Below are 20,992 nucleotides of genomic sequence, written 5' to 3' on the forward strand. Positions count from 1 at the left end.
CGGCTTCAGTCGACAGACGGTAGATTAGACCCTCCTGCTTGGTCGACCAACGCGTCAAAGCCTGTGCGTCGTTCCACGTTGCGTTGACAACTGGATGGCTGTCGTCTTGGAAGAAGCCAGTCTGTTCCCAGGAGTAGCGTGGACTGCGCCCCGCGAACGCATCGCCGCGTTCAGTAGCTCCGGGATCGCGAGCAGGGTCTAGCCATAGGCACCGATGCCATTGGCGAAGAATTCTGGCACGTAGCCTGAACGTTGCCTAAACGTGCGGTACTGACCACGCGTTACCTTGGCACGGCCCATGTGAAACGCCCGGGTGATGCACCAGATGAACAGGTCGCTCATCACCAAGATCTTCCACCCGACCAGGCTCGATTCCCACATAAATATTCTGCAACTTGTTCAGCGCGCGCTCTGCGCCCATCGCAAATTGGCCGGGCGATATCCGGACTAACTGCATGCCCAGGCTGTCGACCACTGGACACACACCCCGGGCGTCCTGACTCACTAATACGTGAGTGCGTAGGACTCCACGGGCAATGAATCAGAACTCACTTACGCCGGCAGCGGCGGTTGATACTTCTTGCGCTGTGGATGGCCCCGTCGCAGGCGTGGCGGCGGTGGAGTTGCAGAAGCTGATCGGCGTTTCGACTTTGACTTGCTCTCTGACGGTTGGTCCGCTGGAGCCGGCTCAGCCGGGCCTGACGTGCAGCATCTTTGCGGCGTCGGCTTGGGAGACCTGAGGGCTCTGCAAAATTTGCAGAGGACACATGCTGGTTCCCTGCGAATGAACCCGTCGAGATGTTGGCCAGCTTCGCCGCGACAGCCGCGCGCTGACATCGGCTGCAGTCAGGGCGGCATGGGAGTCAGTGGGGCAACCAACGTTTACGTGACGCAGGCGCCGGGGGCCACCTGTGAGACTGGCTACCAAGCTGCCCGGGACATTGCCCGGGAATGCAGCGGGCGGGCCGGAGGTAGTCGGACTACATCGCGCGGAGCGATGTGCCGGGGTCGCGCATTGGCGTCCTATTTTGCCTTGCGATCAGCAGCGCCGGCTTCCGCCGCCTTCTGGAGCAACACGAGAAGCTCGTTTCTCGCAACCTCCAGTCCGTCAATGGCGCCGTCCGGGAATGCACCGTGAAGCTGGTCGATGGCGTCCTGCTCGAATGTGCACTGCACGGCCGTAAGTAGTCCCTGGGGGTCCGGGCAATGTCTGGCCATCGCTCGGATCGCGCTTTCCATGGCGAACACTCTGTACAGAGTGTTGACGCACAGCCGGTGCAAAGACCGCTGCGCCTCGCGCAGCTCTTCAAGTTCGTGTTCAGTCTGACTCATCAGGTGCGAATATGCCACCGATGGCACTCGAACTTGCTTGACCTCACGGGATCGGTCCTGCGCCTGGCTTTGTCGCCTTGCTCGATCAGCTTTTCGGCATCGGGTTCCATGCTGATCAGGATAGGACACGACTGTGGAGTTTCAAGCTTGCCGTCTCTAGTCAGCCTTGCGCTTGAAGTTCTCGTCCTTCTTGCAGAACGCGAGCGCGTCGGCTAAAAGACCGGGCAGTCTCATCAAGTTTTCCGGACGATCGATCAGCACTGCATCGCTCGTGTTTAGCTCCAATTTTGCCCGCGCTATCTCTGCCTTGTGTGTGGCCGTCAATGGCACCCCGAACATGACTGCGGGCCGCTTTTTATCGCTCCAATATCGCACGATCCATCGATTGGATTTCCCTTGATAGAGGACGGTGTAGTAGCTCTCGTTGTCTTTTCCTTGCAGGTCTTCCTCCGGCAAGAGGTCTTTGCAGACCTCTAGGATCCTTCTCTCTATTGCAGTGGTAACGATTTTTGAATTCAGCGAGTCGACAATTGCTGCCTCGGGGTCAGCCGCCGCAACAAGAGGAGCGACAATTTCTTCCGCAACGGGTGCGGCGCTGAGTGAAGACACAACCATTTCGCTCACAGCATGCGCCAGGGCTCGTTTGACAATTGGCTGAATCGACTCAAGATACTTGGCTGTGAAATTTCGCTGTAGGTTAGACCTGCCCGCCACGTACTTAACGAAATCAATGTCGCAGTCCTTGAGCATTACGCTCAGTGCTTCTTGAAACTTTGACAGATACACGTTCTCTTCAGCAAGCGCGCGCAGGCTGTCAGGGCGGAACTGGTCATAGTGGAATCGCATCAGCTGCTGCGCGACATCGTCTTTGGGCTCATCCAAGTGAAGCGTCATGAACGGCCTATCGTCCATGATGTTCTTATTGACCAGGTCGGTGAAAAATCGCCACTCGCGCCCATTGGTGATTGCACTCACCGCGACGGCCGGAGTCGCGTTGTAATACCGCGATAACTGCGGGCAGTGGTTGTTCAGGTTTTGGTTGTAGGCCTTCGCCTCAATAAACATCACGGGCGTACCGTTTGAAAACAGTGCGTAGTCAACACGCTCGCCTGCCTTCGCGCCCGGGAAATCAGCCACATGTTCGGCACGAACCTTGGTGGGGTCGAAAGCGCTGAACCCGAGGATGTCTAGGAGCGGCAGTATCAAAGCCTGCTTGGTCGTCTCTTCGGTGGTGCAGAAAAGGCCCACCTTCTTGATGTGCTCTATGTGAGCTGAGACACGCTGGTGGAATTGCTCCATCGATGACCTCCCTTTTACTGGGCATCGTAGCAACCGGTTACTTGTTCGGCATCCGCAACCATGCTGATGGTGAACATCGTCAGGCAGTGGTAGCGCCTTCCACCGCATTGCCTGCACTTTAGGGCTTGATGACGCGCGCCTCGACGCAGCGGAGCAGGGGCTGGTTCGCTTCCCTCGTCTCTTTGATGACCAGCGCCGCCTGCTCATACTCGTCTTGCGCTGCGAAGGTGGCGAGCACGAGCGTGGGCTGCCCGTTGTGCGCAGCGCTGCCAACGTTGACCAGCAGCCAGACGAGGATGGTTTGCATGTGTACGAAAGTGTAGCCCCGGCTTGACCTGACCCTGCCCTGACCGTGGCCGACGACTTCAGCTCACGAGGCCGTGGACATTGCGGTGGACTACGGCATCAGCGGGCAGTACGTGATCAGGCTGCTGGACCAGGCCGCGCGGTTCCGGGGCTACCCGGCTGCTGTCAGGACAGACAACGGCCCCGAGTTCACCTGCAGGGCCTTCATCGGCTGGGCACAAAGCCACGGCATCCGACGAATCCTGTCGAGCCGGGGCGACCCATGCTGAACGGCTACATCGAGAGCTTCAACGGCCGGTTCCGCGACGAGTGCCTGAACGAGCACTGGTTCCAGACGCTGCACCAGGCGCGCAAGAGATCTCGGCATGGCGGCTCGACTACAACGAGGTGCGGCCCCACGGGAGCATCGGGCGCATGCCGCCAGCCCGGTTCGCCGAGCAGCATCGCCGGCATGCCGGCGATGCTGCTCAACAGCTCACACCAGCAAGCAACGAGATCCTGTAACCTTCAACCAGGACTTCTGCCGAAACATTGGTACGGCGGATGGGGGCAGGTCAGTTGGCACATGGATTGCCAGTACCGGTCGTTCAATATGACGTTCGGTGGGCCCCATGAACCGCGTTTTTTTGGTGGACGACGACATCGATTCTGCGGACATGTTGGTGCTGCTGCTGCAGCTACGCCTGCCGCAGTTTCAGATCCTGGTCTTTTACAACGCGGCCGTAGCGCTCGCCGCTGCGCGGGAAAACAGGCCTGCCGCGATCATTTCGGACCTGGAAATGCCGGACTTAAACGGCCACGCTTTCGCGGAAGCAATCGTCGACGCCTGTACGCCGGGGGCGGTGCCGATGCTGATTGCCATGTCTGGCAGCGCTCGAGAGCTTGCCCGAGCCGCGGCGGATGGCGTGTTCGCCCAGGGCTTCCTGAAGCCCATCGACATTAGATTGCTTCTGGAGGTACTTGACCCGATCGCCGGCGAAACGCGATTGACGACCAGCTAGTGCCCAGCACGTGCCTGTCGCCCATGATCGACAGCTTCAATGGCATGGTCGTGTTGGACGATCGGCTCAAGCCCGGACGCCGACTCGTCAACGCGATGCTCGATGTAGATATCGAGACCGTCATTGCCCGCTACGAGCGGCCGGTTGTACATTCCGATCGCGGTGCCACTACTGGTGGCCCGGACGGCTGTCACGGATCGCAGGTGCCAGGCTTGTCCGCTCGATGTCTCGCAAGGGCTGTTCCTCGGGCACTCCCGCTTGCGAGGGGTTCTTCGGCCGCCTGAGGAACGAGCTCTTCTACGCCCGCAATTGGCTATCCACAACCATCGAGGACTTGATCGCGGAAGTGGACGCCCCGGGCGTCCAGGGCCTCGAAAGCGCTGCGCCAGCAGCCGGGCAGCTTCTTGCTCCTGGTGGACGGCGGCGATGTTGGGGATGAACCGGTAGCTCGAGCGCGGCAGTGCTGGTCGGTACGGCCGGGCTTCAAGTTCCTGGTCGTTCAGGGTTTGGGCCACCGTCCAGTCCGCGCCCGCCGATCTGGCCAGCGACACGTACTTGCCGACCGCGCTCTTGGAGATCTTCAGCGCGCGGCCGACCTGATCGTGGTTCAAGACGGCCTGCAGGTGCAGGCGCAAGGTCTCTCGGATTCGGCGCATGGTCAGTCAGTTGGTGGGCATCGCCTGGTGCTTCAAAAGGCAGCCAGCCTAGGCCCGGTCAAAAGATCACTTGCGCGCTATCCCCATCGTCCGCGATCACGTTGAAACAGCGCCCACGATCAGTTTGAAACGCCGTCTACGATCACCCTGAAATGGCGTCCACGATGGGCTGAAGACGCAGTGTTCCAAGCGGCCGACTTGCTTGAAGTGACGTTTGCGCAACATCCGCATCGCGGAGCCGTGGAAGTGGCCACTGTGCATCGCGTCACACCTCTTGGCCGGGAAACGGTGTCAACGTGGCGCCGCGCAGCGTCCCTGTAACAGGAGGGATTAATATTGACCCGTTTGTCGGACGGCACCAGCGTAGACTGTAGGAAATCGCTTACAAAGGAGGGGGTCAGCTATGTCAATGGACGTTCTTCTAAATATCGAGCACGCCATGTTCCCGATCATCGTGCGAGGCACACGCGAAAGGGAAAGTTTGCGGGCGCTAGATGAGCAAGCGCTTGCAGATGTCGTCTTCACGCACCATCCGGACTGCGGCACAGAGGTTGCACTGGTCTTGTGCATTACTTTGGCCGGGCGGGCGGAGATCGAACGTTGCCGACTCGAGCACGCATAACGCTCGCTGAAAGGTGTGCGGAGTAGAACTGGCAACGATCTGGCAATGAGGCTAGGAAATAAAAGCGCGCTACCGATTGGATAGCAGGCTTTCCAATGCCCACGGGTTTTATCTGATAGGACGTATTGGGTTCGAACTTGGCGCCTTGAGATGTCGCACCCATTGCACGGTTGGCCTCGGCGGCCACAGTCCATGGCGGTCCCTATCACTTACCAGGTCTGGTCCCGTGCCGCCGAGCACGCGATTCCTTCTCGAGACGGAAGCTGCTGCGGTACAAGGCGCGTTCAAGCCGGACGGTGAGCATATCTCGCAGCCTCGGCAAACCGATGATCCATCCTCGCGCGAAGGCCTTATCAACGCCAAGCCATCGAGTACCAGTGCGATGAAAATGCTCCATAGCCGCTGCTCGCAGGATATCCGATTGCTCAGGGTATGACGGCTCGATGACCACCGCGGCGATGACGAAAACATTTGCTTCGCACTCGTTGATTGGGTCTCCGCCACCGGCATTGATGACCGCCATGCACCGGTCGAGCAGCTGTGCTTCCTGGTCACGAGCCGAATGTTCCGTCATCGTTGTTCCTCAAATGGAACCCTGCAGGCAGTCATTTCTCCACGTGCGCTCGTCTGTGGTTGCGGACACGGAGCAAGCCGTGTGCCCGCAACCACTGGACCATTCCGACGCGCCGACATGGTGCGAGATGACCGCCGCGCTCGTGATTCCCATCGTGGACAGAGTGGATCCGCTCGGCGCTGACGCGAGCCGCGACCGAACAAATCGCGTACTAGAAGTCGTGGCCCCCACTGAACCACGCGCGTGCCACCATCGTCGCGAAGAACGTCCGCCTCCGTAGGGATGTGATGCTGAGGTTGGGGGCCATCGGGGCTGCCCGTGCCGCATGGGAACGGCGCCAGCCTTTAAGCTGTGTGCCAACGCGGCAGGTGTCAGGCGCGCGCGGTAGGTCGATGGCTGACTGAGGTTAGTCAAGGTTGCAGCGATGGTCGTGCCGCGCATAGATGGCCTTCAGAAACTCGCGTCGTTGCTCAGCGGTCAGGTCCTGAAGTCGTTCCCGCTCTGACGTCGGCAACGCAGCTTCGTCACCCGACGCCCCGGGGAGCGGCCCAGGGTCCCATGCAAAACAGCTTATCGCCTTCTCAACCTCCGCTTGCAATTCGTGGTCTGGCCACACGTAGTCGTCGCCCATAAAGGGGATTGTCAACAGGTATGCGCCGAGCTCATAAAAGCGTCGAAACCCGGCGGTGTCGGGCATGGCTTGACTGGAGAGCCTGATCAAGAGCGCCGTCTCTCCGCGGGCTGCGGCGGCTTCGGCTTCGTCCAGAGCTGCCTCGAAAGGCATCTCGAACGTCATGATCAGAACCGTCGCCTCGTGGCCGCCCAATGCCTTGGCGGAAGGCCCTGGGTTATGAGGAATTGGTAAGCCATCTCCACTCATGTTTTTCCCCTTGATCAGCGTTGCAACGGACCACGACACGGCCGCGATGCGGCGGTTCCTTACTGCTCTGGACCACCCGTTTTCCAAGCCACCGCAGCTGACGACCCGCCAGAGCGTACAACCCCCAGGCGATCTGCGCGAACCCCAGCGAACCTGCTATCGCGAATCACATAACTTGAACCGATGGCTGCAAAAAAGCGCCGGAGTCACAGCATCACAGCGTTCGGCAGCTTTCGAACGAACGTTCGTGCCGAGCGAACGATGCTGATGCTCATCCACACCCACCCAGCAAACGCCAGAAACAGCAAACCCAAGCCGAAGATCCAGATCGTCGCGATGCCCAGCACCACCAAGAACAGTGCGGTAGTAGATGAACAAGCTTGCTGAAAGTTCGGTGGAGAACAGCCTATCGCTCCCAACCTTGATCGCAAGCAAAGCGAATTCTTTGGCGCATACTGCACGTGCAGGTTCGACTGGCTCCTTGGCCATCCCTCCATCCAGCTTCCCGTTGAGACCACGACGGCAATCTTCCGGAGCAAGGTGCCGTCTACGAACTCAATGAAGGTGTACGTGGTGCTAGGGGTCTCCGACCTCACGTCTACGGTTGCGGGCCCCAGTTCCTTGAGTACGCCTCGGTGAACAGACACTGGCTTCGCCATCTCGCATCCTTGTCAGAAGTTGATCCATGACGGCAGCGCCAACGGCGCTTGTGCAGTCTAATTACAGGACACATATGTTTTGTATTTCTTGCATTCTAGATGCGTCATGCCGCGTGCCTCGAAAGCTGCCTCCCGCTCGTCCCAGTTCCGATCTGCCTGGAGCGCTCCATGCCGTTCGCGCGGCCAAGGGCTTGGCAAAGGCATCCATAGACACCCGCCTGTGCTGGCCGGCTGCCCCGCGCTGAGCAGCGTGCGTCGATGTGGCTACGATGCCCCCATGTGCTATTCATCCCGGATCGAGGCCGAGTACCGCAGGTACGTGCGGGAGATGGGCGCGCGCATCAGCTTCCACGACTACCACCAGCTGTTCTGGGAGCGACGCGGCGGGCGCAGCATCAAGGTGCCGCGCGCGGTCGAGGATGCGTTTCTGGCCGGCGACAGCGAGGACGAGCGTAGGATCGCCGCCCTGATCCACGAGCATCGGGCCGCAGAGGGCGTCCGGATGGAGCAGGAGCTGTTCGCGCAGCGCAAGCGGTTGGCCGATGCCGAGCGCAAGTTGGCCTTGAAGGCGACGAAGGCGGCCAGCGAAAGCCAGCGCATCGCGACGTCGAAGATCGGCCAGTTCATGGCCAGGCTCACGGACCTCAAGCGCGCGGGCGGCAAGAGCAGCGACGCGCGCATCTTTCCGGGCACGTACGCACACGTCCTGATCGTGGAGAACGGCGAGCGCGTGCTCAAACCCATGCGCTATGGCTGCCGTCCCGCCGGCAAGCCGGCCTTCTACGACACGAAGTACCCCGGGACCTACAACGCACGGCGCGACAACCTCGAAGGGTTCTGGAAGCAGCAGTTTGGCCACACTCACGGCGTCGCGTTTTGGTGGCAGTTCTACGAACACGTCGACCGCGACGGTCACGATGTGGTGTTGGAGTTCACACCGGCGACGGGCGAACTGATGGCCGTTGCTTGCCTGTACGCCCACTGGACCCCGCCCGCGGGCTCGACCGAGCCTGCGCTGTGGTCTTTCGCAGCCGTCACCGATGAGCCGCCGCCCGAGGTGGCAGTGGCCGGTCACGACCGCTGCATCATCCCCTTACAGGCCCGGCACTTTGACACTTGGCTGAACCCAGATCCGGCGAACTTGGCCTTGCAGCACGCGGTCCTGGATGACCGGGAGCGGTACCACTACGACCACCGGCTGGCGGCGTGAGCCAGACGATTCCGCGCGCGTTCTGGCGACCAGTCATGGCGGGCACCTGCCGAGTTCGCGCCGCTGTCTGCGCGTCCAACTGCTCGGGCGTCATCTTGGCGATTATTGGGTTGCTTAGCTGGCTTGGCCACGTGGACGTGGCGGCGCGCTCGACGGTAGACGGCGCGCGCAGCTCACCCCTCTGTTTGGGGTAGGTCTCGCCACGGCCAGCAGAGCATTGACCGCGCCGGGTGCCACATCCACGATCCACAGGATCTCGTCGACCGTCTTGACCCAGGGCGGCGAGGTGAGATCACCGCACGCGCGGTGGCGCTGTTTTACAACTGATGGAGCTGGTACGTGCGCTCGGCCAACCATGAGCACCAGGCGGCTCCCAGAATCCGAGACGCCACCTGTCTCGCTGCGGGGCGGCGCCTACCAGGCGGCCAAGACCCGGTGCATGTCCAGCGTGGTGAAGCCACCCCAACCCCATTGGTTTCCGCAGCCCCATGGCTTCCTTGGGCAGTGAGCCGCTCCGCTCCGCCCGACGCCTTCTTGCAGGATGGCGTCCTGCATCCGTGCACACGCTGCGCAGGCATTGCGGAAAGGTCAATTCGCCCGTGTTGGCTCATGCCCGCACCACAGGCACCTCGCGCCAATCCGACGTGTAGTTCGGCGTCCTGCGCTCCTGCTTCATGCTCCACTCGCGCCGCGCGTTGTTAATGCCAGTGCTGGCCGCATGCACCGTCCCCTTGCCAAAACGCCCATTCAGCGCGTCCAGGGCAACCATGAGCCGCGCGCGAGTCGGGTCGGCGCCGTCTTCTTCGAGTTCGGGCTCGCCTTGCATACGCGTGTCTGGCGACAGGTCCGAGAGAATCACCTGCGTAGAACCTGGGCAGGTGTCGCAAGTCCAGCTGCAGCTACGGCAAAACGAGAACGATCCAGAACCAATTTGGCATCGCCCAATGCAGGCGGTAGCCATGCGACGTCCGGTCAGCGCGCCCTTGTCCTATCTTCAAGCGGCACCACCGCTGGGGGTTGACATAGTCAATCGGAGTACCGTGAATTCCACGTCATGGAAGTCTTCCAGGCGCGCATAACCTATAGAAGGAAACGCCATGACCATGATGAAAGCTGCCATTTTTGTGGGGCCCGGACGCATCGTCCTTGATGACAAACCAATTCCCGATGTAGGCCCACAGGACGCGTTGATTCGCGTCACCACGACCACGATATGCGGCACTGACATCCACATCCTTAAGGGCGAATACCCCGTCGAGCGCGGCCTTACGATTGGTCACGAACCGGTCGGCGTAATCGAGAAAATGGGTTCAGGAGTACACGGCTACCGAGAGGGCCAGCGCGTCATCGCCGGGGCCATTACGCCAAGCGGCTGGAGTACAGCGTGCCTGTGCGGCGTGGGTTCGCAAGACGGTGCCGGCACGGTGCACGGCTTCAAGGCGATGGGCGGCTGGAAGTTCGGCAACACGATAGACGGCTGCCAGGCCGAGTACGTTCTGGTGCCCGACGCGATGGCCAACCTCGCACCCGTGCCCGACACGCTCAGTGACGAGCAAGTGTTGATGTGCCCCGATATCATGTCGACCGGCTTCAGCGGTGCGGAGAGCGCGGGCGTGCGCATCGGCGACACGGTGGCTGTTTTTGCACAAGGGCCTATTGGCCTTTGCGCGACGGCTGGCGCCAAGCTCAGCGGTGCCACCACCGTGATCGGCGTAGACCGGCTAGCCAATCGATTGGCCATCGCCACGAAGATGGGCGCCGACCACGTGATTGATGGCAGCAAGCTCGACCCGGTCGAGGAGATCATGCGACTCACGGACGGCCGCGGCGTTGACGTCGCGATCGAGGCGCTCGGCACGCAGCAGACCTTCGAGGCCTGCCTGCGAGTGCTGCGCCCGGGAGGAACGCTGTCGAGCCTCGGCGTCTATTCAACTGACCTGAGGATCCCACACGGGCCGTTTGCGGGCGGGCTGGGCGACTACAAGATCGTGACAACGCTCTGCCCAGGTGGCAAGGAGCGCATGCGCCGGCTGATGTCGGTGATCGCAGCGCGGCGTGTTGACCTTGAGGCGATGGTGACGCATCGGTTTCAACTGGACGACGTCGAGAAGGCCTACGAGCTCTTTGGTCACCAGCGCGAGGGTGTGCTCAAGGTTGCGATCACTCCTTGAGGTGCGGCGATCATGAGCATCCGCCATCTCGACCAACTTCTCGCACCGCGCTCGGTCGTCGTTGTCGGTGCATCAAACCGCGCCGGCAGCGTTGGCGCGACCGTCTGGCGCAATCTGCGAGCCGGCTCCTTTGCGGGACCGGTATTTGGTATCAACCCGAAGCACGCGACGCTCGATGGCGTGAAACTCGTCCGCCGCGTCGCCGATCTGGCCGAAGCGCCTGAGCTCGCGGTGCTTTGCACCCCACCCGACACTGTCCCCAAACTCGTCGCTGAATTAGGGCGACTCGGCACGCGTGCCGCTATCGTCATGACGGCCGGTCTCAATGGGAAACAAAAGCAGTCGGCGTTGGAAGCCGCGCGGCCACACCTCCTGCGCCTGCTTGGCCCCAATTGCCTTGGGCTGCTGTCGCCGAGGGTCGGACTGAACGCTAGCTTCGCTCACGTCGACGCCCTGCCCGGCGACATTGCTTTCGTCTCGCAGTCAGGGGCGCTGGTGACGGCGGTTCTAGACTGGGCTGGTTCGCGGCGCATCGGGTTTTCGCACATGATCTCGCTCGGTGAGCGCGCCGACGTCGATTTCGGCGACCTGCTGGATTACTTTGCCAGCGACCCGCACACCCGCTCGATCCTTCTCTACATCGAATCGATCGAGTCGCCGCGCAAGTTCATGTCGGCGGCGCGCTCCGCGGCGCGCAACAAGCCGGTGATCGTCGTCAAGGCCGGTCGCGCTGGCAATGGTTTGCAGGCCGCGGCTTCGCACACGGGGGCGCTCGCAGGGTCTGACGTCGTCTTCGACGCGGCGATCCGCCGTGCCGGCATGTTGCGTGTCGACACCCTGAACGAGCTCTTTATGGCCGCGCAGACCCTGGCACGATTTCGCGGCAATCAGCGGCCCGGCCTTACGCTCATGACTAATGGCGGTGGCGCTGGCGTGATGGCCGCAGATGCGGCCGCCCTGGCCGGCGTCGATCTGCCACCGCTGGGCGAAGCTGTACGCCAAAGGCTGAGCGCCTTGCTGCCGCCGACCTGGTCGCACGGCAATCCGATCGACATCATTGGTGACGCGCCAGTGGAGAGATACACCGGAACCCTGCGCACATTGTTGGACGACCCCGACGTTGGGACCGTGCTGTTCATGCACGCGCCGACCGCCATCGTGCGCAGCGATGACATCGCGCGTGCCTGCGCACTGCTGGTGCGCGAAGCGGCTGGCCGCCTGATGGCCTGCTGGCTTGGCGCCGCCGGCGTGGCTGAAGCGCGGCGCATCTTCGAGGAGGCAGGCGTAGCCGGGTACGACACCCCTGAAGAGGCGGTGAGTGCATTCGCGATGTTGGCGAACTACCAGCGCAACCAGGCGTTGCTGAACGAGACGCCGACGGCCAACGAGGCCGCACCGCCTGATATCGAAGCGGCGCGCGTGGTCGTTTTGTCAGCGCTCGACGCCGGCCGCGACATGCTCGATGAGCTAGAGGCGAAGGCCGTCCTTAAGGCTTACGGCATACCGATTGTGCCGACCGTTGCCGTCGGTCCTTCCGCAGGCGCGGCCGTGGGTGCAGCTCGGGTCATTGGTTACCCGGTGGCGGTCAAAATCCTATCTCCCGACATCAGCCACAAATCGGATGTCGAAGGTGTTGTCCTCGGCCTCGCCGATGAAGCCGCCTTGCGCCAGGCAGCCGTGCAAATGCTGACACGGGTGAGTTCACTGAGACCTCAGGCGCGAATCAGCGGCTTCACAGTCCAGTCCATGATCCGGCGGCCGCACGCGCAGGAGTTGATCATTGGAGCGAGTGTTGACCTGGTGTTCGGTCCCGTCATTCTCTTCGGCCAGGGTGGCACCGCAGTCGAGGTGATTGCCGATCGAGCCATCGGACTTCCGCCGCTTAACCGCGTGCTGGCGCGCGACCTGATCTCTGCGACACGCGTCTCGAAACTGCTCGCGGGCTACCGTGACCATGCGCCCGCTCGCGGCGACGCGATCTGCGATGTGCTTGTGGCGGTCTCGCAAATGCTCGCCGACCTGCCCGAGCTGGCAGAACTAGATATCAACCCGTTGCTCGCCGATGCAGACGGCGTGATCGCGCTCGACGCCAGGCTGCGCGTGGCGCGCGCCACGGGCTTGGGCACCGCAAGGTTTGCGATCCAGCCCTACCCGGCCGAGCTGGCAGAGATCTGGTCGTGGCAAGGGCGCCAGATGCTGGTTCGGCCGATCCGCCCGGAAGATGCGGCCCGGCACCTTGCGTTTGCCATGCAACTCGCACCAGAAGACGTGCGCTTGCGCTTCTTCAGCTTGCGGCGTGAACTACCGCGCAGCGAGCTCGCCCGGCTGGTGCAGATCGACTATGACCGCGAGATGGCGTTCGTCGCCCTCGAATCACAGCCCGACGGCTCGGAGCGAACGCTCGGCGTCGTGCGCGCTGTCGCCGACCCCGACAACGTCGAGGCTGAGTTCGCGATCATCCTGGCACCCGAAGTCCAAGGCCAGGGCCTCGGCCAGCGCTTACTCGATAAGATGGTCCGATATCTCCAGGGGCACGGCACACTGCGCGTGGCTGCTGAGGTGCTCGGCGAGAACAAAGCCATGCGTGGGTTGGCCACGCAAAGCGGCTTCATGCTTGATGCGGCACGTTCTGACAACGTGCAGATGCGCTACGTGCTTGAGCTGAAGCCGGCAGCTTCGTCACCTGGTTGAACGACTTTGAACGGCACCCACGAGCACCTCCGCTGATCGGTGTGACACTTTGGGCTGCAATGTCTGGATTCCTTTCGTCGACGGCTCAGATCTTGTGCTGAATACACGTCGATGAGGTTCTGGCGCTAAACAGGTGACACACGGGGCGCGGTGCCGACGCAGGCAGTAACGGCGCGCGAGTTTCTGGCCGCAGTGTCGGGCTAGTTCGGCCCGACCATGGTGGTGGCTTTCTCGGCGGCGCGGCTCTGGCCGCGATGGGCGTCGCCGGTGGAATGTTCCTCGTTAGCATGTTCGCCGGGGCCATTGGGCGGTCGCGAAGGCCAGGCCGCGAAAGGTGCATAGACGGCGCCGGGGGCAGACGATCAGATGGCGGATGACGGAGCGGATTCCGACGGCGGCATTGATGTCGGCTTGACCGGGCCAACTGCGATCACCCTGTGCCCACTTCAAGTATCGAAACCCGACACGAATGACCAGGCCTAGATTGGCTCATGCCAAAGGCCCCATTGCAAATCCTGCCCGCCGCTCGATTGCAGCAACGTTGAGCGGCAGGCAGGTCCGACATGGGTGCGCCAGCGCACAGACGCACGGCTCGGGCTGCTCGCACGATATAGGGATCCTTTGCAATGAAACCAACCACGCAGTCGCCATCGTTGCGCCGGCGCGGGATCGTCACGGTGACGAGGCTGCGGGGTCAACCAGGAACAGAACCGATGAAGAAGAGCAACGCGGCAGTACCCAAGCAGCACCGAATCCTGATCGCCTCCGACGGTTCGCCCACTGCGCAAGCCGCACTAGCGACCGCGGGCAAGTTTCCGTGGCCCGAATCGGTGCAGGTTCGCGCCGTTGTCGCGCGCACGAGTTGGCTACCCGCCGATTCGGAGACCGCCCGCCTGGCAGGCGAGGCCAGCTTCGCGGCGGTTTCGACTGCTGTCCGTAGCGCCTTGGTGCGGCGATGGCCAGATTCTGAGGTCGTGGTGATCGACGATTCGCCCGCGGACGCGATTCTGGCCGAAGCACAGCGCTTTAAGTCCAGCTTGATCGTCCTCGGCTGGCGCGGTCATGGCGTCTTCCACCGCCTGCTGGCTGGCAGCGTATCGCGTGGCGTGGCCGAACGGGCACCGTGTCCCGTGCTGGTCGTGCGCGAGGCGGTACGTTCGGTCCGCCGCTTCGTGGTCGGATTCGACGGCTGTGCCAATGCCGAACGTGCGCTTGACTTCCTCTGCTCGCTCGCGCCGGTGCGCGGCAGCCGCGTAATTCTCGTTAACGTGGTCGAGTTGGCCTTTGCCCCGCCATCGATGGGGCGCCTGCCCGCGTCCATTCGTTCGCAACTTCGCGGTGAAGTTGCCGCCATCAATGACGGGCGGCGACAGCAGGGGCAGGCGACAGTCGCCGCGGGCGCCGCCCGCCTCGAGCGATCAGGCTGGACGGTACAGACCGAAGTGCGCGCCGGCGCGCCGCTGGCGAGCATTTCGTCGGCCGTCGCGGAGCATCGCGCGGACGTGCTGGTACTGGGGGCGCGCGCAACCAGCGGGATCGACCGTGTCTTGCTCGGTAGCGTCGCAAACGGCGCCTTGAACAGCCTGCCCGTTGTGCTGCTCGTCCACTAAGTCCGAACGGTGAGCCTCCAGCCGTCTTGCACAAGCCGTGGCTCCGCGAGCCAACGGGCACCGACGCATCCCACAGCCGAGCGAGCTGGGACTAGTCTCGAACGTACAAAGCCTGAGATTCAGGCCCCGCTCGAATCGCGCGCGCCCTGGCCATGAAACAACCTGCCCAAGCCGCCTGGCACAACTTGTCAAGCGGCGAGGCCGCTGGTCTGCTGGAGAGCAACCCGGCCACGGGCTTGACGCAGGCCGAGGTCGATGCGCGGGTGCGGCAGTTCGGCCCGAACAGCATGACCGCACGCAAGCGTCTTAGCGAGTGGATGCGCTTCGTCCTTCAATTCAATCAGCCACTGCTGTTCATCCTGATCGCGGCCGCGCTGATCACGGCGGCCTTGGGCGAGTGGGTGGACGCAGCGGTGATCAGTTGCGTTGTGCTCATTAATGCCGTCATCGGCTTTCTCCAGGAAGCGAAGGCGGAAAAAGCCATCGAAGCACTGGCTAGTATGCTCATCACCGAAGCAACAGTGCGGCGCGGCGGTCAAAAGCTGCGGGTGGCGTCGGCGGAGCTGGTGCCAGGCGACGTGGTGCTGCTGCAATCCGGCGACCGAGTGCCTGCCGACCTGCGCCTGCAGCAGCAGCGCAACCTGCAGATCGAGGAAGCGGGACTAACCGGCGAATCGGTCGCGGTCGAAAAGCAGACCGAGTCGCTGCCCGCCGACACGACCCTTGCCGAGCGCAGCAATCTTGCCTTCACCGGCACGCTGATCACCTCGGGCCAGGGCGAGGGCGTGGTCTTCGCCACAGGCGACAAGACCGAGATGGGTCGAATTGCCGGGATGATGAGCCTGGCCGACGATTTGCAAACGCCGCTCACGTGTAAGATCGCGCAGTTCAGTCGGCTCCTGTTGTATGTGATCCTTGGCCTGGCGGTCTTGGTCTTCATCACCGGCCTCCTGCGTGGTACACCGTGGCAGGAGATGTTAATGGCGGCAATCGCTCTCGCGGTCGGCGCCATCCCCGAAGGCCTACCCGCGGTGGTGACCGTCACCCTTGCCATCGGCGTGGGGCGGATGGCCCGTCAACGTGCCATCATCCGCAAGCTGCCTGCGGTCGAGACCCTCGGCAGCACCACCGTCATCTGCTCGGACAAAACCGGCACCCTCACGCAGAACCAGATGACGGTGCAGGAGATACACGCCGGCGGGCGGCTTTACCACGTCACCGGCAACGGCTACGAGGCAGTCGGCGAGATCCGTTTTGAGCGAGCGCCCGTCATCGTCGGTCAGAACCTCGCGCTAGTGGAAACGCTTGGTGCCGGCTTGCTGTGCAACGACTCGAGGCTTGTGCGCGGCGATGAAGGTCAGAGCCTGGTTCAAGGCGACCCGACCGAGGCAGCACTGATCGTGGCGGCGCAAAAGGCGGGGCTTTCGGAGGCGGAAATGGGCGCCCGATTGCCACGCATCGAGACAATCCCTTTCGAGTCCGAATACCGGTACATGGCCACTCTGCACGGCGCTGATGACGGGCCGAAGATGATCTACATCAAAGGCGCAGCCGAAGCCATTCTTGAGAGATGCACGCATGCGCTCGGCGAGGCGGGCGAACGCGAGCCGCTGGACAAGGCTCTCATGCTGCGCAACGCCGACCAGATGGCCGCGCGAGGCCTGCGCGTGCTCGCCTTCGCGCGGCGCGAAATGCCGCAGACGCAAGCCAATCTGGAGCATGAGCATGTGGCGGGTGACCTGAGCTTCCTTGGGCTGCAGGGCAAGCTCGATCCGCCGCGCTCTGAGGTGATCGAGGCGGTGGCCAAGTGCCGTGCCGCCGGTATCCAGGTGAAGATGATCACCGGCGATCACGTCCTGACGGCCAAGGCCATCGCCGCGCAAATCGGCCTGGACAGAGGGGGCGACGACCCCGTCGCGCTCACCGGCCTCGAACTCGAAGCACTCAACGACGAAAAACTGGCCGACGCGGCAGAGCGCACCTGCGTATTTGCCCGCGTGTCACCCGAACAGAAATTGCGTCTGGTCAAGGCGCTGCAGGCGCGGGGCCACGTGGTGGCCATGACCGGCGACGGCGTCAATGACGCGCCAGCGCTCAAACAGGCCGACATCGGCGTGGCCATGGGCATTACCGGCTCCGACGTCACTAAGGAAGCCGCCGACATGATTCTGACTGACGACAACTTCGCGTCGATTGAGGCGGCGGTCGAGGAAGGGCGCGGTGTCTTTGCCAACCTCACCAAGTTCATCGTGTGGATCCTGCCAACCAACGGAGGCATCGCGCTCATCCTGCTCGTTGCCATCATTGCCGGGATAACCTTGCCATTGCTACCCACGCAATTGCTCTGGCTCAACCTGGTGACCGCGCTGTTTCTCGGTCTGAGCCTGGTCTTCGAGCCGAAGGAAAGCGACATCATGCAGCGCCCGCCGCGCGACCCCAAGCTGCCGCTGCTCACCTTCACCCTCCTCATGCGCACCGGGCTGGTGACTCTGATCTCGACAGCCGGCGCCTTTGGCGTGTTCGCCTGGGAGCGCGGCGTGGCAGGCGCCGACCTCGAAGAAGCCCGCACAGCGGTCGTCAACGTGATCGTGATGGTGCAGACCTTCTACCTGCTCAACTGCCGCAGCCGAACCCGCTCGGTGTTCTCTATCGGCATGTTCTCCAACCCGTGGCTGATTGCCGGCATCGCTGCAACTTGGCTGGCGCAACTGGCATTCACCTACCTGCCACTATTGAATCAGCTCTTCCATACAGCACCTGTACGGACCGAAGCATGGCTCTATATCACTGGCATCGGCGTTCTCACTTTCACTGTGGTCGAGTTGGAAAAATGGCTGCGCTTCCGCACGCCACTGCCGCGACACAGATCCGGCACAACCGCGACATAGCCGTCACAGGTTTACATGAATGAATCGCCCCAGTTTTGAACTAACCCCAGAAGTTGGGCGGTCACGGTTCCGCTGATCAGGCGGTGCTTTTCAGCCCGCACTTCACCGGGCTGAGCTCCTGCATCCCGAGCTTCGCTCATGGTTGTAGTAGTGGACGCAATCAAAGAACGCCAGGCCCAAAATCATGCCCATGGAAACAACCTTGCCTGCAAGATTCCCCAGACGCCGCTTGGCTTTGGGATTCCGGCACATGCCAGTGCGATGCGAGGCGCTTCGCATGTCCGCGAAGACACAGTGGCTGTACCCGGCGTACCTTCGGGTAGTGGTGGCCAACGACGCCATGACCAATGACCGGGCGGCCCCGGGTCGTACAAAGGGAAAGACACGGCTGTCAAGCAAGCCTGCACACGGACTGCTTGTCCTTCCTGGTTGGGAGGATCACGGGCGGCAGCAGTACGAGGCGGTCAAAGCCAGTCTCCGACCTCGCCGGTGGAGGTTTCGACGGGTCGACTCGCCCGATAGAAGTTGGCTAGCGGACTAGCGCGAGGAAGTCACCCGCGAAGACGCGCTGGGGCCAAGCGCTCGAAGATTACGATCAGGATCAGCGCCACCACGGTTGGCAGATTACGGTGCTCGGCTTTAGTTTTGCTGCGTACATTGCGACCTACGTGGCGGCTGCTGGTGAAGCACAACGGCTTGTCTTGAGGCCCACTGCGCTGTGTCCGGACAAAGGATGGATCGTCCACTGCCCCGGTGCCGGTGTGCCGATATGCGCATGTGCGGATGTCCATCTTGGAACTTCGTCAGCTCGATCGCCCACAACAGCTGCGTGGAGGCTGCGCTCACAGGGCGTTGCACGTTCCCCGAACACCAGCTGTTGCCAGATGGCACACATGTTGCGCGCGACAGCCGGCATCGTGGCCGCAGAAGTGCTGAACGCCCAACGATTGGTGCTGGCCCAAGCCGGAAAGCCAGCTGTCTCGCGCTCGGTCCCTGCATTCGAGCTGGAAGTCGCCCCCCACCGTGCCGGACATCAACCTGTTCGACCAAGCCGGCCGCGCTTTTCACGTGTCGACACCCGTCCGCACGGCTTGCGTCAGCGAGGGTGTCGTTGTCGGCTATGTGCGCGGCTCCTCAGCCTTGCGGATGGCACGCGCTACATCAACCCGGCGCTTAGATCTCGTCAAACCCGCCCATGTCGAAGTCACCATCACCAGCGTCGCCGGCGTCGGCCAAGTCGGTGTCCGCTGCGGTTTCTACTGGCGCAGCTTCTGCCCCGGCGGCGTCGCCACCATCCGCATCGCCGAGAAAAGACTGGGCGACCGCGCTGCCGATCACGACGCCGGCCATGCTGGCCAGGAAGGAGCCGGCCAGCATCCCGCCCATTCCACCTCCCCGGGCACCCACCCCATTGAGGCTCCGCTCCATCGTGCCCGGCTGTCTTATCTCCGCTCGCGTCGCCAGCCTTGCCAGGGACTGCGGATCGTCCCGCGCCACGCCGGCAATAGCAGTACGTTCTGCTTCGGGCAGGTCAGAGGAGAGCTGTTGCAGCAACAAGCTGCGTTGATCCGGCGTCAGCTTGGCGAACGCCTCGGTGTGTGCCTGCTCCAGCGTTTGTGGCGGCGCGGTCTGCAGCATGTACCGGTAGCGGGCAATCGCCTGGTCATCTGCGGACAGCGCTGCGTGGCCCGGTGACGGCGACTGCTTCGGCTGGGCGGCGTCTCCGCGACCCCACAGTTTGTCGAGTAATCCCATGCTTTTTCCTTTTGAGTTGACCGGCATTTGAACGGGCAGGCGGCGCTTGCCCCAGGGGTTGTCGGACACGACTGGGATACCCGAAGTTCCGCTTCGCGCCGGCTGCTTGCTCCACCGTAATTCCGCAGTGCAGTACGGTGTCCGCCAACCAACATGGAGCCGAGCAGAAGCGCGCGGACGACGCAGCGGCTGCGCGCTGGGCTAGGCGCTGCTGGCCTCGCGCGCCCCGTCGCCTGGGCCATGCCCTGGCGGATCGCACAGAGACGCCGTCCCCAAATCCATGAGTCCGTGATGCCCTCCACGGGTCGAAGGGCTACGCGGCTCGTGTGCCGACCAGAGCGGTCGGTCAACGGTCGTAGGCCGGGCTGCATGCGAATGCGGTGTGCTTCCGGGCAAGGGCGAAGGGGTCGACCCCCGCATCCGTCACGGAGCCCCTGGCGCATCTGCGGGAGGCGCAGTAGCGCACTCGGATTGCACGGCCTGCAGCAAGCCCCGCATCAAGATGGTGTCAACCCATTCGACGCTTTCCAGGATCGTGACGGCGGCCTTCCCGGCCTGCGCCGCCATCAGCAGCTGGACCTCGTACACCTTGTCGATCCTGTCGAACGGCGTCCCGGTCAGTGTGCCGGTCAACGGGATCTCGTAGATGCTGCGTCCGTCCTGAGGATGGCGGACTGAGACTTTCAGCGTGCAACCTGGTCGCAGATCGTACTTCCACTGCGTCTCAGGGTGAGCCTCCTTGCCTAGTAGGTTCATGGCTTCCAGTCGCTCGGACTGGGAGAGCCGTTCGGGATCCATGACCTGCGCGTCACGAGGAGGGTATCCCTCGGAGCACGCCAGCAGCACGCCGAAGGAAACGAACACGGCAGGCAGGCATCGACGATGCCCGACTCTGGCTGCGGCTTGAATGCGCGAAGCCATGAGGGGCACCGCCTAGGAAGCGAGCCCGATGGCCGCAGCCAGCGCCGCAACCGCTGCGCCGCAAATGCTGAGCAGCTTGGCGTCGCGTGCGTTGTCTGCAGCCTTCTCCTGCCAGGCAGAATAAAACAAGATGAGCGCAATGAATGCGATGAGGGAGGTGTAGGCGTCCATGCGGAGTTGGACCGGCGTGACGGTGCCGGCTCACAAGTTGGAATCGAAAGCGCTGCCGACCGTCGCGACAATATGGCGCGCAGGTGATGGAGCGGGTGGCGCGCGCCCAAAAGGCGCGCAGATCGGCTAACCGTGCGACGGCGGTGCGCGTGCGGCGTACGGCACTACAGGCCCGCCGAAATGCGCGGGAGGACCGGTCTGACCGGGCGATCCGTCCTGCCCCGTCAACAATGTCGCGGTCGGGAG

Annotated in this window: 17 protein-coding genes and 3 pseudogenes; 8 read left to right on the forward strand and 12 right to left on the reverse strand. The window is 62.7% G+C overall.

The window, feature by feature from the left end:
- Position 1: 1 nt before the first annotated feature.
- The 5 genes and pseudogenes from AC099J_RS15890 to AC099J_RS15910 all read right to left on the reverse strand — a co-directional run.
- A pseudogene (locus tag AC099J_RS15890) lies at positions 2-232 on the reverse strand (hypothetical protein); the annotation flags it as partial.
- A complete protein-coding gene (locus AC099J_RS15895; RefSeq protein WP_479616235.1) occupies positions 199-342 on the reverse strand; it encodes a hypothetical protein in 144 nt (47 codons plus the stop codon). The gene AC099J_RS15895 and the pseudogene AC099J_RS15890, both read right to left, overlap by 34 nt.
- Before the next feature lie 681 nt (positions 343-1,023).
- On the reverse strand, positions 1,024-1,332 hold the full coding sequence (locus AC099J_RS15900) for a hypothetical protein (protein ID WP_479616236.1): 309 nt from the start codon (positions 1,330-1,332) through the stop codon (positions 1,024-1,026).
- 156 nt (positions 1,333-1,488) lie between these two features.
- Complete coding sequence (locus tag AC099J_RS15905; protein ID WP_479616237.1) at positions 1,489-2,631, reverse strand: type I restriction endonuclease; 1,143 nt, start codon at positions 2,629-2,631, stop codon at positions 1,489-1,491.
- 118 nt (positions 2,632-2,749) lie between these two features.
- A complete protein-coding gene (locus AC099J_RS15910; RefSeq protein ID WP_479616238.1) occupies positions 2,750-2,938 on the reverse strand; it encodes a hypothetical protein in 189 nt (62 codons plus the stop codon).
- Between the two features lie 39 nt (positions 2,939-2,977).
- On the opposite strand from AC099J_RS15910, the pseudogene AC099J_RS15915 reads away from it, so the two are divergent.
- The 3 genes and pseudogenes from AC099J_RS15915 to AC099J_RS15925 all read left to right on the forward strand — a co-directional run.
- Positions 2,978-3,441, forward strand: a pseudogene (locus tag AC099J_RS15915) (integrase core domain-containing protein); the annotation flags it as partial.
- Positions 3,442-3,548: 107 nt separating this feature from the next.
- Complete coding sequence (locus AC099J_RS15920) at positions 3,549-3,938, forward strand: response regulator (RefSeq protein ID WP_479616239.1); 390 nt, start codon at positions 3,549-3,551, stop codon at positions 3,936-3,938.
- A 14-nt stretch (positions 3,939-3,952) separates the two neighbouring features.
- Positions 3,953-4,293 (forward strand): annotated as a pseudogene (locus tag AC099J_RS15925) (IS3 family transposase); the annotation flags it as partial.
- A gap of 1,128 nt (positions 4,294-5,421) precedes the next feature.
- On the opposite strand, the gene AC099J_RS15930 reads toward AC099J_RS15925, so the two are convergent.
- From AC099J_RS15930 to AC099J_RS15940, 3 genes are all read right to left on the reverse strand, one after another.
- Positions 5,422-5,790: a hypothetical protein gene (locus AC099J_RS15930; RefSeq protein ID WP_479616240.1), complete on the reverse strand. Its 369-nt coding sequence runs from the start codon at positions 5,788-5,790 to the stop codon at positions 5,422-5,424.
- A 406-nt stretch (positions 5,791-6,196) separates the two neighbouring features.
- On the reverse strand, positions 6,197-6,709 hold the full coding sequence (locus AC099J_RS15935) for a hypothetical protein (protein WP_479616241.1): 513 nt from the start codon (positions 6,707-6,709) through the stop codon (positions 6,197-6,199).
- A 117-nt stretch (positions 6,710-6,826) separates the two neighbouring features.
- Positions 6,827-7,159 carry a hypothetical protein gene (locus AC099J_RS15940; RefSeq protein ID WP_479616242.1) on the reverse strand — a complete coding sequence of 111 codons (333 nt, stop codon included), beginning with the start codon at positions 7,157-7,159 and terminating at the stop codon, positions 6,827-6,829.
- Between the two features lie 447 nt (positions 7,160-7,606).
- On the opposite strand from AC099J_RS15940, the gene AC099J_RS15945 reads away from it, so the two are divergent.
- The gene (locus AC099J_RS15945) at positions 7,607-8,539 is read left to right on the forward strand and encodes an SOS response-associated peptidase family protein (protein ID WP_479616243.1); all 933 of its coding nucleotides are present in this window, start codon (positions 7,607-7,609) and stop codon (positions 8,537-8,539) included.
- Between the two features lie 607 nt (positions 8,540-9,146).
- On the opposite strand, the gene AC099J_RS15950 is transcribed toward AC099J_RS15945, so the two are convergent.
- A complete protein-coding gene (locus tag AC099J_RS15950; RefSeq protein WP_479616244.1) occupies positions 9,147-9,365 on the reverse strand; it encodes a DUF4113 domain-containing protein in 219 nt (72 codons plus the stop codon).
- 271 nt (positions 9,366-9,636) lie between these two features.
- On the opposite strand from AC099J_RS15950, the gene AC099J_RS15955 reads away from it, so the two are divergent.
- The 4 genes from AC099J_RS15955 (at position 9,637) to AC099J_RS15970 (ending at position 17,899) form a co-directional block, all read left to right on the forward strand.
- On the forward strand, positions 9,637-10,710 hold the full coding sequence (locus tag AC099J_RS15955; RefSeq protein ID WP_479616245.1) for an NAD(P)-dependent alcohol dehydrogenase: 1,074 nt from the start codon (positions 9,637-9,639) through the stop codon (positions 10,708-10,710).
- Between the two features lie 12 nt (positions 10,711-10,722).
- The gene (locus tag AC099J_RS15960) at positions 10,723-13,401 is read left to right on the forward strand and encodes a bifunctional acetate--CoA ligase family protein/GNAT family N-acetyltransferase (RefSeq protein WP_479616246.1); all 2,679 of its coding nucleotides are present in this window, start codon (positions 10,723-10,725) and stop codon (positions 13,399-13,401) included.
- Between the two features lie 713 nt (positions 13,402-14,114).
- Positions 14,115-15,011 (forward strand): universal stress protein, encoded by an 897-nt coding sequence (locus AC099J_RS15965; RefSeq protein ID WP_479616247.1) that lies wholly within the window; start codon positions 14,115-14,117, stop codon positions 15,009-15,011.
- A gap of 152 nt (positions 15,012-15,163) precedes the next feature.
- A complete protein-coding gene (locus AC099J_RS15970; RefSeq protein WP_479616248.1) occupies positions 15,164-17,899 on the forward strand; it encodes a cation-translocating P-type ATPase in 2,736 nt (911 codons plus the stop codon).
- 1,173 nt (positions 17,900-19,072) lie between these two features.
- On the opposite strand, the gene AC099J_RS15975 is transcribed toward AC099J_RS15970, so the two are convergent.
- The 3 genes from AC099J_RS15975 to AC099J_RS15985 all read right to left on the reverse strand — a co-directional run bounded on the left by AC099J_RS15975 (position 19,073) and on the right by AC099J_RS15985 (position 20,746).
- A complete protein-coding gene (locus AC099J_RS15975; RefSeq protein WP_479616249.1) occupies positions 19,073-19,723 on the reverse strand; it encodes a hypothetical protein in 651 nt (216 codons plus the stop codon).
- A gap of 354 nt (positions 19,724-20,077) precedes the next feature.
- A complete protein-coding gene (locus AC099J_RS15980) occupies positions 20,078-20,518 on the reverse strand; it encodes a hypothetical protein (protein WP_479616250.1) in 441 nt (146 codons plus the stop codon).
- A 69-nt stretch (positions 20,519-20,587) separates the two neighbouring features.
- Positions 20,588-20,746: a hypothetical protein gene (locus tag AC099J_RS15985; protein WP_479616251.1), complete on the reverse strand. Its 159-nt coding sequence runs from the start codon at positions 20,744-20,746 to the stop codon at positions 20,588-20,590.
- Between the last annotated feature and the right edge of the window lie 246 nt (positions 20,747-20,992).

This window comes from Rhodoferax sp. RT4P68 (assembly GCF_056521305.1).